Raw genomic sequence first — 13,802 nt, forward strand, 5'->3', positions numbered from 1 at the left:
AGGCGGAGCCGCGAGGTTTCACCCGGCTCGGCCCACCCTGCGGCTCATGGCGACCCGTCGGCCGTGGCGGCCCATGTCCATCCGCTCCTCCGCCGCGGCGAAGGGTGCCAGGTGGTCCGGCCACGGGTCGAGCTCGACCCAGCCGTGGCGGGCGTAGAACGGCGCGTTCCACGGGACGTCGGCGTACGTCGTCAGGGTCACCTCGGCACCGCCGCGGGTCGCGACCTCGCGGCACAGGGCGGCGAGCAGCGCCGAGCCGTGACCCCGGCGGCCGCGCTCCGGCAGCACCGCGACCTGGTCGAGGTGCCAGCGCCCGTCGAGCTCGAGGACGTGCGCGAAGCCGACGACCCGCTCCGTGCCGGGCGGGTCGTCATCGGGCTCGACCGCCACGAGGAGGAAGCCCGGCTCGGCCGCTCGGTCCTCCCCCGAGTCGGCGGCCGGCCAGTCGACCCCGCCGAACCGTTCGGCGAACAGGCCGTCGGCCGCGTCCTCGACGGCGGCGAGGTACGGGAGGTCCTGGGACGTGGCGGGGCGCACGGTGCTCACCGTCGGAGCGTGACGTGCCGACGGCCGCCCGGCAACCGGGTTTCCGGTCCGGGCGGCCGTCGTGCGGGCCGGTCGGCTCAGGCCAGGGTCGGCTTGACCTCGACGAGGCGGCCGAGGAGGCCGTTGACGAAGCGCGGGCTGTCGTCGGTGCTCAGCTCGGTGGCCAGGCCCACCCACTCGCTGACGGCGACCGGCTCGGGCACGTCGGCCGAGAAGAGGATCTCGTAGGCCCCGAGGCGCAGGATGGCGCGGTCGACCGCGGGCATCCGCTGCAGGGTCCAGCCCTGCGAGTACGTCGTGAGGAGCTCGTCGATCTGGGTCCAGCGCTCGACCACCCCGGTGACGAGGACGGCCGTCAGCTCGGGCAGGGGGGCCTCGGTGACCGGGGCCGCGAGCCGCTCGCGGAGCAGGTCGCCGACGTTGACCCCACGCTGGTCGGCCTCGAAGAGGAGGTCGAGCGCGCGCTTGCGGGCCTTGGTGCGGGCAGCCACGGGGTCAGCTGACCCGACCGAGGTAGGAGCCGTCGCGGGTGTCGACCTTGATCCTGGTGCCCGTCTCGAGGAAGAGCGGGACCGCGATCTCGGCACCGGTCTCGAGCGTCGCGGGCTTGGTGCCGCCGGTGGAGCGGTCGCCCTGCAGGCCCGGCTCGGTGTAGCTGATCTCGAGGACGACCGAGGCGGGGAGCTCGATGAACAGGACGGTGCCGTCGTGACGGGCGACGATCGCGTCCTGGTTCTCGAGCATGTACTTGGCGGCGTCGCCGACGACCTCGGGGCTGACCTCGACCTGGTCGAAGGTGTCACCGTCCATGAAGATGTAGGACGAGCCGTCGTTGTACAGGTACTGCATGTTGCGCTTGTCGACGTTCGCGGTCTCGACCTTGACGCCGGCGTTGAAGGTCTTGTCGACGACCTTGCCGCTGAGGACGTTCTTCAGCTTGGTGCGCACGAAGGCCGGGCCCTTGCCGGGCTTGACGTGCTGGAACTCGATCACGGTCCACAGCTGGCCCTCGAGGTTGAGGACGAGGCCGTTCTTGAGGTCGTTGGTCGATGCCACGGGTGGTCTTCGCTTTCGTCTGCTCTGGAGGTCCGCGGGTCGGCCGCGGGCGCGCGTCACCCCCGTGAGGGGGCTGGGGATCGCGTCAGATCCTATCGCGCCCGCGGCCGCGTCCCGTCCGGGCGGCGGTGGTCGCGGCACCGCCGGAGGGGTCAGACGCCGATCGTCAGGTTGGCGACGTAGCCGCTGCTCGCGTCACCGGTGACGGTGGCCAGCTGGTGGATGCCGCCGTCGTCGCCGAAGACGTTGTCGCCGGTCAGCGAGGTGCGGGCCAGGTTGGCCGTGCTCTGCGGGTAGGTGGAGGTGTCGGCGTAGACCGCCTCGCAGGCGGCCTGCGGCAGGGCGATCTGGCTCGTCTTGACGATCTGCCCCGTGCTCGTCGCCTCGGCGGTGCTCCGGTAGACCTCGAAGTGCAGGTGCGGCCAGCGGCCGTCGTAGCAGCCGGGGAAGACCGTGGTGAAGGTCGCGGTGCCGTCCGCACCGGTGGGCTGCACGCCGCGCAGGTAGTTCTCGTCCTCCACCCCCTGGCTGTACATCGAGTACCGGCCCTGCGCGTCGGCGTGCCACAGGTACACGGCGGCGCCCTCCATCGCGGCGTAGCCGTTCGCGCCGTCGGTCACGGTGAGGTTGACCGTGAGCGGGACGCCGGCGGCGCTCGTCGTGGAGGAGCCGAACGAGGAGGAGATGTCCTGCCGGACGATGCCGGAGTCGTCGAGGACGTTGGGCCCGTTCGAGCCGTCCCCCGGGTAGGGGCCGCCGGTCTCGTCCGGGACCTCGGCGTCGACCGTCGCGGCGGCGGAGGCGGACGCCGACGCGGTCGCCGAGGAGCTCGACGTGGTGGCGGACGGGCTCGTCGAGGCCGCGGCGCCGCTCGTGCCGTCCGCGGCGCAGCCGACGAGGGCGAACAGGCCGGCGCCGCCGATGAGCCCGAGGGCCGAGCGACGGGCGAGGAGGGTGCGGACGTCGAACTCGAGGCCGCGGTCGTGGTCGGGGTGGACGCCCGGCTCGGGGCGGTCCGCGGGCTGGGGCGGGGTGGGGGCGCTCATGACGAGGACTCTCCGGGGTGCGGCGGTGTGCCCTCGGTGAGCCCGCTGTGCCCTTCCTGTGAGCGCGGCGGCGACGGTGGCCGGGCTCAGCTCGTCGTCAGGGCCGTGAAGGCCTCGGTGAGCCAGGCGTCCTCGGGAGCCTCGAGGCGCACGGGGCGGCCGACGTCCTCGAGGACGACGAAGCGCAGCCGCGCTCCCCGGGCCTTCTTGTCGCGGCGCATCACGGTGAGGAGGTCCTCCCACGCGGCGCCCGCGTACGACGTGGGGAGCCCGACCGACGCGAGGACGTCACGGTGGCGGCGGACGACCTCCTCGGACAGGTGCCCGGACCGCAGCGCGAGCTCGGCGGCGAAGACCATGCCGATGGCCACGGCCTCGCCGTGGCGCCGGCGGTACGACTCGACCTGCTCGACCGCGTGCCCGAAGGTGTGCCCGTAGTTGAGGATCTCGCGCAGCCACGACTCCTTGAGGTCGGCGGCGACGACGTCGGCCTTGACCCGGATCGCGCGCTCGACGAGCTCGCGGGTGTGCGGGCCGTCCCAGCGGGTCGCCCCGGCGGGGTCGGCCTCGACGAGCTCGAGGATCCGCGGGTCGACGATGAAGCCGGCCTTGACGACCTCGGCCAGCCCGGCGACGAGGTCGGGGGCCGGGAGCGTCGCCAGGACGTCGAGGTCGCACAGCACCCCGGCCGGCTCGTGGAACGACCCGACGAGGTTCTTGCCCTCGGCCGTGTTGATCCCCGTCTTCCCCCCGACCGCGGCGTCGACCATCGCGAGGAGCGTCGTCGGCACCTGGACGACCGGCACCCCGCGCAGCCACGTCGCCGCGACGAACCCGGCGAGGTCGGTGACGGTGCCGCCACCGACGGCGACGACGGCGTCGGTGCGGGTGAAGGCCCGCTCGCCCATGAGGGCCCAGAGCCGGGCCGCGACCGCGACGTCCTTGGCCGACTCGTTGTCGGGCACCGCGGCCGGGTGGACGGCGATGCCCGAGGACGCCAGCGCGTCGGCCACGGCCGCGGCGTAGGTGGCGAACCCCTCGGGGTGGACGAGGAGCACCTGCTCCACACCGGGGGCGAGCAGGTCCCGCACCCGGTCGGAGACGCCGTGCCCGACGACGACCTCGTACGCGGACCCGACGGGGATGACGGTGGCGTCGGACCCCGCCGCACCGCTCACGACGCCTCCAGCAGCGCGACGACGTCGGCGGCGACGTCCTCGGGGGGGCGCCCGGCCGTGTCGACGCGGTGGGTGGCGACGGCCTCGTACACCGGACGTCGCTCCCCCATCAGCCGCACCCAGGAGGCACGCGGGTTGACGGCGAGCAGCGGCCTGCTGACGTCGAAGCCGACCCGCTTGGCGGCGTCGGCGATCCCGACGTCGAGGAAGACCACGGTCTGGCCCGCGAGCACCTGCTGGGTCCCGGGGTCGATCGGGGCTCCCCCACCCAGGGCGACGACACCCGGTTCCTCCACGACCGCGCGCGCCACCTCGGCCCGCTCGAGCGCGCGGAAGGCGGGCTCGCCGTCCTCGACGAAGATGTCGGCGATGGTGCGTCCCGACGCGGTCTCGACCGCGGCGTCGGTGTCGTGGAACGGGACGCCGAGCAGCGCGGCCACGAGCGCCCCGACGGTGGTCTTGCCCGACCCCGGCGGACCGATGACGACGACGCGCGGCATCAGGCGTCGTCCCACGTGCGCATCGACGCGGGGATCGCCGCGAGGTACGCCGCGTGGTTGCGCGCGGTCTCGGCGACCGAGTCGCCGCCGAACTTCTCGAGGCAGAGGTCGGCGAGGACCAGCGCGACCATCGCCTCGGCGATGACGCCCGCCGCGGGGACGGCGCACACGTCGGAGCGCTGGTGGATGGCCGTGGCGGGCTCGTCGGAGGCGACGTCGACGGTCGCGAGGGAGCGCGGCACGGTGGAGATCGGCTTCATCGCGGCGCGCACGCGCAGCAGCCCGCCCACCGACATCCCGCCCTCGGTGCCGCCGGCCCGGCCGGTGCGGCGGCGGATGACGCCGTCGGCGCCGCGCTCCATCTCGTCGTGGGCGGCCGAGCCGCGACGGGCGGCGGTGCGGAAGCCGTCGCCGACCTCGACGCCCTTGATCGCCTGGATGCCCATGAGTGCACCGGCGAGACGCGAGTCGAGCCGCCGGTCCCAGTGGACGTGCGAGCCGAGGCCCGGGGGAAGGCCGGTCGCGACGACCTCGACGACCCCGCCGAGGGTGTCGCCGTCGCGGTGGGCGGCGTCGACCTCGGCGACCATCGCGGCCGAGCCCTCGGGGTCGAAGGCGCGCACCGGGTCGGCGTCGAGGGCCGCGACGTCGTCGGCCGTGGGCAGCGGCGCGTCCTCCCGGACGCGCGCCGCCCCGATGGCGACGGTGTGCGAGACGAGGCGGATGCCGTAGGCCTGCTCGAGGAAGCGCGCCGCCACGGCACCGAGCGCCACCCGGGCCGCGGTCTCGCGCGCGGAGGCCCGCTCGAGGACGGGGCGGGCGTCGTCGAAGCCGTACTTCTGCATCCCGACGAGGTCGGCGTGCCCGGGCCGCGGCCGGGTGAGCGGGCGGTTGCGGGCGACCTCCTTCTCGGCGTTGACGTCGTCGGAGGCCTCGTACTCGGACACAGGCACGGGGTCGGGGCTCATGACGGTGCGCCACTTGGGCCACTCGCTGTTCCCGATCCGCAGGGCGATGGGCGAGCCCAGGGTGCGGCCCAGCCGGACCCCGCCGAGGATCTCGAGCTCGTCCTGCTCGAACTTCTGGCGCGCCCCGCGGCCGTACCCGAGGCGGCGGCGGGCCAGCGCGGCGGCGATGTCGGAGGTCGCCACCTCGACACCCGCGGGCACCCCCTCGATGGTCGCGACGAGGGCGGGCCCGTGCGACTCCCCGGCCGTCAGCCAACGCAGCATGTCGCCGATCCTTCCACGGCCGTCTCAGCCGTCGAGCAGCGCGGTCAGGATCCGGGACGTCCAGAGCACCGCGACCCAGACCCCGAGGCACATGGCCGGCCCGTACGCGATCGAGGACTTGAGGCCGACCCGGCCGCCGACGAGCAGGGCGATCGCCGCGACGCCGCCGACGAGGAAGCCCGCCGCGAGCCCCACGACGAGGTGCCCGAGCGACAGCCACCCGAGGAGGGCGCCGAGCACCGGGGCGAGCCGGACGTCGCCGCCGCCGACCCCGCCGCCCGGGAGGAACGCGAGGAGCAGGTAGGTGGCCCCCATGACCGCGGCGCCGATGACCGCGGACAGCCACGCCCGGCCGCCCTCCGCCACGGAGGCGATGGCGAGGAGGACCGCGATGGCCGCGCCCCCCGGGACGACGAGCCCCACCGGGAGGCGGTGGACGTCGAGGTCGATCCAGATGAGGGCGACGGTGAGCCACGCGAGGAGGAGGAAGGCGGGCAGCGCGGCCCAGCGGGCCTCGCCACCGACGGCGTGGGCGGCGACACCCGCGAGGAGCGCGGTGGCCGGGCCCGTCCACCACGGGTTGCCCGGGGCGTGGGTCGCCTCGTCCTCGGGGATGCGGTAGCCGCCGGTGGCGAGCCGGCGCCCGGTGAGGTGCCCCGCGACGCCGAGGGCCAGCGCGCAGGCGGCGACGACCCACCAGGGCGTCATCGGGGCCCCAGCGCGGCCCGACCCGCGGCGGCCATCGCCTCGAGCGGGGCCGGGTGTCCCGTGAAGAGGGCGAACTGCTCGCCGGCCTGGTGGACGAGCATGTCGAGGCCGGACACCACGGTCATCCCGGCGGCGGCGGCGGACCGCGCGAGCGGGGTCGGCCAGCCCGCGTAGACGACGTCGAGGAGGGTTCCCGCGTGCGTCGCGGGGACGGTGGCCGCCACCGTCTCGCCGGCCCCGGCCGGGACGGTGGAGACGACGACGTCGTCCTTCGTCGTGACCCACGGGCCGATCTCGGCGACCGAGCCGTTGACGACCCCGATCCCGAGGTCGAGCGCCCAGGCGAGGAGGTCGGCCGCCTTCGCGGTGTCCCGGGCCCGCACGGTGAGGGTGGTGACGCCGAGCTCGGCGAGCGCGAGGACGGCCGAGCGCGCCGTGGCTCCCGCGCCGATGACGAGGGCGCGCCGCGCGCCGTCGGCTCCCACGTGCGGCTGCAGCGCCCGCACGAGCCCGACGACGTCGGTGTTCGTCGCGGCCCAGGTCCCGTCGGGACGCCGGACGAGGGTGTTGGCCGCACCGGCGCGGGTCGCGACCTGCGAGACGGTCGCCGCGACCTCGAGGGCCGCCTCCTTGAGGGGCATCGTCAGCGACAGCCCGCGCCACGACTCGTCGAGGCCGTCGACGAAGCCGGCGAGACCCGGGGCGGCGACCTCGTGGGCGTCGTACTCCCAGTCGGTGAGGCCGGCCGCGGCGTAGCCGGCCCGGTGCAGGACCGGCGAGAGGCTGTGCGCGATGGGCGAGCCGAGGACCGCAGCCCTCAGCACTTGCCCGCGTTCGCCCGGCACCACGCCTGGAACTCCTGGACGTTGCGGTCGTGCTCGTCCTGGGTCTCGGCGAACTTCGTCTCGCCCGTGCTCGGGTCGACGGTGACGAAGAAGAACCAGTTGCCGTCCTCGGGGTTGGCCGCCGCCTCGATCGACGCGGTACCGGGGCTGTCGATGGGACCCGGCGGCAGGCCCTGCACCTTGTAGGTGTTGTACGGGCTGTCGCTGTCGCGCTGGGCGTCGGTCGTCCCCGCCTTGCCGCGCTCCTGCGCGACGAAGTGGACCGTGGAGTCCATCTGGAGCAGGCCGTAGCTGGGCGGACCGCCCTCGAGCCGGTTGAGGATGACGCGCGCGACCTTGGCGCGGTCGGCGTCGCCGTTGACCTCGCCCTCGATGATCGAGGCGATGGTCAGGGTGCGCAGCCAGTCGGACCGCTTGACCCCGGACTCCTCGAGCGCCTTGACGGTCTCGCCGACGAGCACCTTCAGCTGCTGCTCGGCGGTCGACTTGTCGGGGAACTCGTAGGTGAGCGGGTGCAGCCAGCCCTCGATGCGGCCGTCGGCCTCCTTGGGCAGGCCGATCGCCTCGGTGTCCTTTGCCGCCTTCTCGTACTCCTTGACCGGGATGCCGGTCGACTTCGACAGGGTCGCGAACACCTCGCTGACCCACAGTCCCTCGCGGATCGTCGTGCGTGCCACGACCCGGTTGGCGGGGTCGCTGATGTGCTCGAACGCGTCGGAGGCGCGCATCTCCTTGAGGAGGGAGTAGCTGCCGGGCTGGATCGCGGCCGCGGCCTTGGGGTCGCCGGCGGCGGCGGCGAGGTAGGCCGAGCGGGTCTTGACGACGCCGGCGTCGCGCAGCGTCGTGGCGATGTCCTCGCCGGTCTGGCCGGCCTTGATCGTCACCGTGACCTCGCCCTCGCCGGGTCCGGCGAAGTCCTCGGCCTGGTCGGAGCCGCCGAGGATCCCCGAGACGACGGGGGCGAGGGCGCCCACGGCGGCCCAGGCCGCTCCGCCGACGACGACGAGCGCGACGAGGAGGATGATCCAGCGGCGGGGGCCCCGGCGGCCGGGGCGCTGGTGCCGCTCGCTGCGGCTGCGGCCCCGACGGCTCTCGGGCTCCGAACCACCGAAGATGGTGTCGGTGAAGTCGTGCTGCTGCGTCACGCCCTCGTGTCCTTCGTCCGTGGCTTGCGCCGTCCTGGTCCGACCCGCTCCCCGGGAGGGGAGCCGGTGCTGCGGCCGGTGTCGAGGGCCGTCTGGAGGATGATGACGGCCGCGGCCTGGTCGACCACGGCGCGCTGACGCCTTCCTGCGACCCCGCTGTCCCGGAGTGCGCGGTGCGCATCGACGCTGCTGAGCCGCTCGTCGACGAGACGGACCCAGACGGGTGCGATGCGTTCCGCAACCACCGCAGCATACTTGCGGGCCCGCTCCGCGGCGGGACCTTCGTCCCCGCGCAGTGAGCGTGGCAGGCCGACGACGACCCCCACCGCCCCGTGCTCCTCGACGAGGGCGGCGACCGCCTCGACGTCGGCGTCGCCGACGGCCGGCGGGGTCCGGGCCGTGCGGGCGACGGTCTCGACCGGGGTGGCGAGCACGCCGCGCGGGTCGCTGACGGCGACGCCGACGCGGACCGACCCGACGTCGACCCCGAGCCACACGCCGGGGTCCGGCATCAGCCGGCGAGCTCCCCGACGCGCCACTCGACGGCCGCGAGGGCCTCCCCGACCTTCGACGCGTCCGCTCCGCCGCCCTGGGCGATGTCGTCCTTGCCGCCGCCACCGCCGCCGAGGGCGCCGGCCGCGACGCGGACGAGCTCACCGGCCTTGATGCCGCGGCCGCGCGCCGCGTCGTTCGTCGCGACGACGACGACGGGTCGCCCCTTGGCCGCGCCGGTGATGGCGACGACCGCCGGACGCTCGTTGCCGAGCCGTCCGCGCAGGTCGAGGACCATGGTGCGGACGTCGTCGGCGCCGGCGTCACCGGCGTCGTGGCCGAGGAAGCTGACGCCGTTGACGTCGCGGACCCGCTCGGTGAGGGTGCCCGCGGCCGCCTGCACCTGCTCCTTGCGGGCGCGGTCGATCTCGCGCTCGGCGTCCTTGAGGCGCTGGACCATGGCACCGACGCGGTCGGCGAGCTCCTCGGGCCGGGCCCCGACGAGGCTGCTCAGCTCGGCGACGATGGCGCGCTCGCGCGCGAGGTGGCGCAGCGCGTCGATGCCGACGAAGGCCTCGACGCGGCGCACGCCCGACCCGACCGACGACTCGCCGGTGAGGGTGAGGGCGCCCACCTGGCTCGAGTGCTGGACGTGGGTGCCACCGCACAGCTCGCGGCTCCACGGACCACCGATCTCGACGACGCGCACGTCGTCGCCATAGGTCTCGCCGAAGAGCGCGAGCGCGCCGAGCTCGCGGGCGCGCGGCAGCGGCATGTACGTCGCCGACACCGGGAGGTCCTTGCGGACCGCGAGGTTGGCGACCTCCTCGATCTCGCTGCGGGTGGCCGGCGAGAGCGCCTGTCCCCACGCGAAGTCGAGCCGCAGGTAGCCGGGCTTGTTGTACGAGCCGGACTGCAGGGCCGTGGGGCCGAGCACCTCGCGCAGCGCCGCGTGGACGACGTGGGTGCCCGAGTGGGCCTGGCACGCCGAGAGCCGCCACTCGGGGTCGACCTTCGCGAGGACGCCGGCGCCCTCGCCGAGCGAGCCCGAGACGACCTCGACGGTGTGGGCGATGAGCCCCTTCACCGGTCGCTGGACGTCGTGCACCTTCAGGACGACGCCGTCGGCGGTGATGACGCCCTCGTCGGCGACCTGGCCGCCGGACTCGGCGTAGAACGGGGTGCGGTCGAGGACGACCTGGGCGCGCTGGCCCTCCTCGACCTCGGGGACGCGGTCGCCGTCGACGACGAGGCCGATGACGCTCGCCTCGCTCGTCAGCTCGTCGTACGCGCGGAAGTCGGTGGCCCCGGCCGCGCGCAGGTCGCGCCAGACCTCGGTGTTCGCGTGCCCGGACCTCTTGGAGCGCGCGTCGGCCTTGGCCCGCTCGCGCTGCTCCTGCATGAGCCGGGTGAAGCCCTCGCGGTCGACCTCGAGGCCCTGCTCCTGGGCCATCTCGAGGGTGAGGTCGATGGGGAAGCCGTAGGTGTCGTGGAGCTGGAACGCCTCGGGACCCGCGAGGGTGCTCCCGCCGGCCTCCTTGGTGCGCGACACCGCGGTGTCGAGGATGGTCGTGCCCGCCGCGAGCGTGCGGCGGAACGCATCCTCCTCGGCGTAGGCGATCTGGCTGATCCGGTCGAAGCCGGCCTCGAGCTCGGGGTAGGACTGCTTCATCCGCTCCACCGAGACGGGGAGCAGCTCGGGCAGGCAGGGGTCCTCGTAGCCGAGGAGGCGCATCGAGCGGACGGCGCGGCGCAGCATCCGGCGCAGGACGTACCCACGCCCCTCGTTGCCGGGGGTCACTCCGTCGCCGATGAGCATGAGCGAGGAGCGCACGTGGTCGGCGACGACCCGCAGGCGCACGTCGTCGGGGTGCGACTCGCTGACCATGTGGCCGGAGTTGACGCCGTAGCGGGTGCCCGTGAGCTCGGCGGCGTGCTCGAGGACCGGGTACACCTCGTCGATCTCGTAGAGGTTGTCGACGCCCTGGAGCAGGGTCGCCATCCGCTCGAGGCCCATACCGGTGTCGATGTTGCGCTTGGGCAGCGGGCCCGCGATGTCGAAGTCGTCCTTGGCGCGCACCGCCGAGAGCTCCTCCTGCATGAACACGAGGTTCCAGAACTCGAGGTAGCGGTCCTCGTCGACAGCGGGGCCGCCCTCGCGGCCGTACTCGGGGCCGCGGTCGAGGTAGATCTCGCTGCACGGTCCACCGGGTCCGGGGACCCCCATGTGCCAGTAGTTGTCGAGCTTGCCGCGGCGGGTGATCCGCTGCGCCGGGACGCCGATGGTGTCGCGCCAGATGCCGAAGGCCTCGTCGTCGTCCTCGTAGACCGTGGGCCAGATGAGGTCGGGGTCGAGGCCGTAGCCACCCTGCGCCTGCGGCGTGGTGACGAGCTCCCAGGCGAGGCTGATGGCCCCCTCCTTGAAGTAGTCGCCGAAGGAGAAGTTGCCGTTCATCTGGAAGAACGTGCCGTGCCGCGAGGTCTTGCCGACCTCCTCGATGTCCTGGGTGCGCACGCACTTCTGGACGCTCGTCGCGCGGTCCCACTGCGGGCTCTGCTGCCCGAGGAAGTAGGGCTTGAAGGGCACCATGCCGGCGTTGACGAACAACAGGTTCGGGTCGTCGTGGATGAGCGGCGCGGAGGGGACGACGGTGTGGCCGTTCTTCTCGAAGAACGCCAGCCAGCGTCGCCGGATCTCAGCGGTTTCCATGGGGAATCAGTCCTTGGTCGTTCAGGGTGCCACCGGGCACGGGCACGCGACATCGTATGCCCGCCCGCAGGGGTGGCCGGTCGGGTGGAGGGTGGGAGTCGGGGGCGCGGGGCCCCTACGGAGCTCGCTCGCCGCTCGGGTCGAGGAGGAGGGCGCGCGCCTCCTCGGGGGTGAGGGAGCGACCGGGGTCGCCCTCCCCCAGGGCCACGGCCGAGCGGGCACGCCCCGACCGGCGGTCCCAGCCCGCCTCGACGTCGAGGTCGGGGACCTCCGCACCGGCCGCGTGGCGCGGCGCCCGCGTGGTGGCGTCGGTGCGCACGGCGACCTCGACGGCCTCGCGCAGCTCTGCCTCGCGCTCGGCGGACGCCTCGCGCACGGTGGCCACGAAGCGCTTCGTGGCGGGCAGGCGCCACACGGCGTAGCCGACGCCGACCGCCGCCGCGGTGAGGAGCACGGTGCGCAGCCTCACGACGTGACCTTGCGCAGTCCCTTGACCGCCGTGCGCACACCGTAGCCGTACGCCGCGACCTTGATGAGGGGCGACCCGACCGTCGCCGCGGCGACGGAGGTCAGCGCCGACGCGTTCGTCGTCATCGTCGAGACCGAGCTCGTGATGGCGTCGACGCGGGTCAGCTGGTCGTTGGTGAGGCCGACGGTGTCGGTGAGCGACCTCAGCGTCGGCTGGATGTTGTCGCTCGTCTCGCGCACGCTCGCGGCGGTCTCGTCGAGGATCCGGCCGGCCTTGCCGACGAGCGAGGCCAGGCGCACGACGAGAAAGGCGAACGCGAGCGCCGCCACCAGTCCTGCGATCCCACCGAGCGTCACCGTCATGTCGTCGACCCTACCCGGGGGCCGCGGCTGCGGCGCACCCCGTTTCGGCGTGCCGCTCAGCCCCGGCCGAGCCGCTCGCGCAGCCAGCGCCACCGCTCCTGGAGCCGGGCCTCGAAGCCGCGGTCGGTGGGGCGGTAGTAGTCGGTGGACCCGTGGAGGTCGTCGGGCAGGTACTGCTGGCGGGCGACGCCGTCGGGCTCGTCGTGGGCGTAGACGTAGCTGGGGGCCTTGCCCTTCCCCGAGGCCTTGGCCACCGACTCGGCGATGCGGCTCGAGCCGCCGTAGCCGCTGCCGCGCAGGTGGATCGGCACCGGGCCGCCCTTGCCGGCGCGCACGTCGGCGATCGCCTCGTTGATGCCCGTGTAGGCGGCGTTCGACTTCGGGGCGAGGGCGTTGTGGACGACGGCCTGGGCGAGGATGATCCGCGCCTCGGGCATGCCGATCTGGGCCACGGCGTGCATCGCCGCGACGGCCGTCTGCAGGGCGGTGGGGTCGCCGAGGCCGACGTCCTCCGAGGCGGCGATGACGATCCGCCGGGCGATGAAGCGCGGGTCCTCGCCGGCCTCGAGCATCCGCGCGAGGTAGTGCAGGGATGCGTCGACGTCGGAGCCGCGCATCGACTTGATGAGCGCTGACGCGACGTCGTAGTGCTGGTCGCCCGTCCGGTCGTAGCGCACCGCGGCGTGGGCGGCCGCCTGCTCGGCCTGGGCGAGCGTGATCGGCAGGACGTCGGGACGCTCGGCCCCGGGCGCGAGGGCGTCCTCGGTGACCCCGGCGGCGGCCTCGAGGAAGGTGAGGGCGCGGCGGGCGTCACCCCCGGCGAGCCGGACCAGGTGCTCGCGGGCCTCCTCGGCGAGGTCGTAGGCGCCGGCGAGCCCGCGCTCGTCGGTGGTCGCGGAGACGAGGACGTCGGCGACCTCGTCGTCGGTGAGCGGGACGAGCGTGACGAGGACCGAGCGCGAGAGCAGGGGCGCGATGACCGAGAACGACGGGTTCTCGGTCGTCGCCGCGACGAGGACGACCATGCGGTTCTCGACCCCGGGAAGCAGGGCGTCCTGCTGGGCCTTGGTGAAGCGGTGGATCTCGTCGAGGAAGAGCACGGTCTGGCGGTCGTAGAGGTCGCGGGAGCGTCGGGCGCCCTCCATGACCGCGCGCACGTCCTTGACGCCCGCGGTCACGGCCGACAGCTCGACGAACTCGCGGTCGGCCGCACTGGCGACGAGGTGGGCGAGCGTGGTCTTGCCCGTGCCCGGCGGGCCCCAGAGGATCGCCGAGAGGGGGCCGGCTGCTCCTCCGCTGCCCTCGATGAGCCGCCGGAGCGGGCTCCCGGGCCGCAGCACCTCGGACTGGCCGCGCACCTCGTCGAGCGAGCGCGGGCGCATGCGCACCGCGAGCGGCGGGATCGTCGCCATCGACGCGCCGCCGGCCTCGGCGCCGGCTGCACCGAAGAGGTCGGTCCCGTCGTGGCTCACCCGACCGAGGCTAGTCGTCACCCCGGACGTCGCCGTCGCGG

15 protein-coding genes are annotated in these 13,802 nt (G+C 74.2%); all 15 read right to left on the minus strand.

Annotated elements, in window-relative coordinates; all coding sequences use genetic code 11:
• Nucleotides 1–18: 18 nt before the first annotated feature.
• Nucleotides 19–546 (minus strand): GNAT family N-acetyltransferase, encoded by a 528-nt coding sequence (locus tag ACFWN3_RS02100; RefSeq protein WP_377642954.1) that lies wholly within the window; start codon nt 544–546, stop codon nt 19–21.
• Nucleotides 547–623: 77 nt separating this feature from the next.
• Nucleotides 624–1,037 (minus strand): transcription antitermination factor NusB, encoded by a 414-nt coding sequence (gene nusB / locus ACFWN3_RS02105; RefSeq protein ID WP_377642956.1) that lies wholly within the window; start codon nt 1,035–1,037, stop codon nt 624–626.
• 4 nt (nt 1,038–1,041) lie between these two features.
• Nucleotides 1,042–1,602 (minus strand): elongation factor P, encoded by a 561-nt coding sequence (gene efp, locus ACFWN3_RS02110; RefSeq protein ID WP_377642958.1) that lies wholly within the window; start codon nt 1,600–1,602, stop codon nt 1,042–1,044.
• A gap of 152 nt (nt 1,603–1,754) precedes the next feature.
• Entirely contained in the window at nt 1,755–2,648 is an 894-nt protein-coding gene (locus ACFWN3_RS02115) for an intradiol ring-cleavage dioxygenase (protein WP_377642960.1), read from the minus strand.
• A gap of 86 nt (nt 2,649–2,734) precedes the next feature.
• Entirely contained in the window at nt 2,735–3,826 is a 1,092-nt protein-coding gene (gene aroB / locus ACFWN3_RS02120; RefSeq protein ID WP_377642961.1) for a 3-dehydroquinate synthase, read from the minus strand.
• Nucleotides 3,823–4,326, minus strand: coding sequence for a shikimate kinase (locus ACFWN3_RS02125; RefSeq protein WP_377645502.1), 504 nt, complete (start codon nt 4,324–4,326; stop codon nt 3,823–3,825). The genes aroB and ACFWN3_RS02125 overlap by 4 nt, the downstream gene beginning before the upstream one ends.
• A complete protein-coding gene (gene aroC / locus ACFWN3_RS02130) occupies nt 4,326–5,558 on the minus strand; it encodes a chorismate synthase (RefSeq protein WP_377642963.1) in 1,233 nt (410 codons plus the stop codon). Before aroC ends, ACFWN3_RS02125 begins: the two co-directional genes overlap by 1 nt.
• A gap of 24 nt (nt 5,559–5,582) precedes the next feature.
• Nucleotides 5,583–6,266, minus strand: a complete 684-nt coding sequence (locus ACFWN3_RS02135; protein WP_377642965.1) for a prepilin peptidase — start codon at nt 6,264–6,266, stop codon at nt 5,583–5,585.
• Nucleotides 6,263–7,090: a shikimate dehydrogenase gene (locus ACFWN3_RS02140; RefSeq protein WP_377642967.1), complete on the minus strand. Its 828-nt coding sequence runs from the start codon at nt 7,088–7,090 to the stop codon at nt 6,263–6,265. Before ACFWN3_RS02140 ends, ACFWN3_RS02135 begins: the two co-directional genes overlap by 4 nt.
• Nucleotides 7,084–8,256 carry an endolytic transglycosylase MltG gene (mltG, locus tag ACFWN3_RS02145; protein WP_377642969.1) on the minus strand — a complete coding sequence of 391 codons (1,173 nt, stop codon included), beginning with the start codon at nt 8,254–8,256 and terminating at the stop codon, nt 7,084–7,086. Before mltG ends, ACFWN3_RS02140 begins: the two co-directional genes overlap by 7 nt.
• Complete coding sequence (ruvX, locus tag ACFWN3_RS02150) at nt 8,253–8,768, minus strand: Holliday junction resolvase RuvX (protein ID WP_377642970.1); 516 nt, start codon at nt 8,766–8,768, stop codon at nt 8,253–8,255. The genes mltG and ruvX overlap by 4 nt, the downstream gene beginning before the upstream one ends.
• Nucleotides 8,768–11,458 carry an alanine--tRNA ligase gene (gene alaS, locus ACFWN3_RS02155; RefSeq protein ID WP_377642972.1) on the minus strand — a complete coding sequence of 897 codons (2,691 nt, stop codon included), beginning with the start codon at nt 11,456–11,458 and terminating at the stop codon, nt 8,768–8,770. Before alaS ends, ruvX begins: the two co-directional genes overlap by 1 nt.
• A gap of 115 nt (nt 11,459–11,573) precedes the next feature.
• Entirely contained in the window at nt 11,574–11,927 is a 354-nt protein-coding gene (locus ACFWN3_RS02160) for a hypothetical protein (protein WP_377642974.1), read from the minus strand.
• Nucleotides 11,924–12,283, minus strand: a complete 360-nt coding sequence (locus ACFWN3_RS02165; protein WP_377645504.1) for a DUF948 domain-containing protein — start codon at nt 12,281–12,283, stop codon at nt 11,924–11,926. The genes ACFWN3_RS02160 and ACFWN3_RS02165 overlap by 4 nt, the downstream gene beginning before the upstream one ends.
• 62 nt (nt 12,284–12,345) lie before the next feature.
• Nucleotides 12,346–13,701 (minus strand): replication-associated recombination protein A, encoded by a 1,356-nt coding sequence (locus ACFWN3_RS02170; RefSeq protein ID WP_377645506.1) that lies wholly within the window; start codon nt 13,699–13,701, stop codon nt 12,346–12,348.
• Nucleotides 13,702–13,802: the final 101 nt, after the last annotated feature.

The sequence above is a fragment of the Oryzobacter terrae genome (genome assembly GCF_042756445.1).
GTDB lineage: Bacteria > Actinomycetota > Actinomycetes > Actinomycetales > Dermatophilaceae > Oryzobacter > Oryzobacter terrae.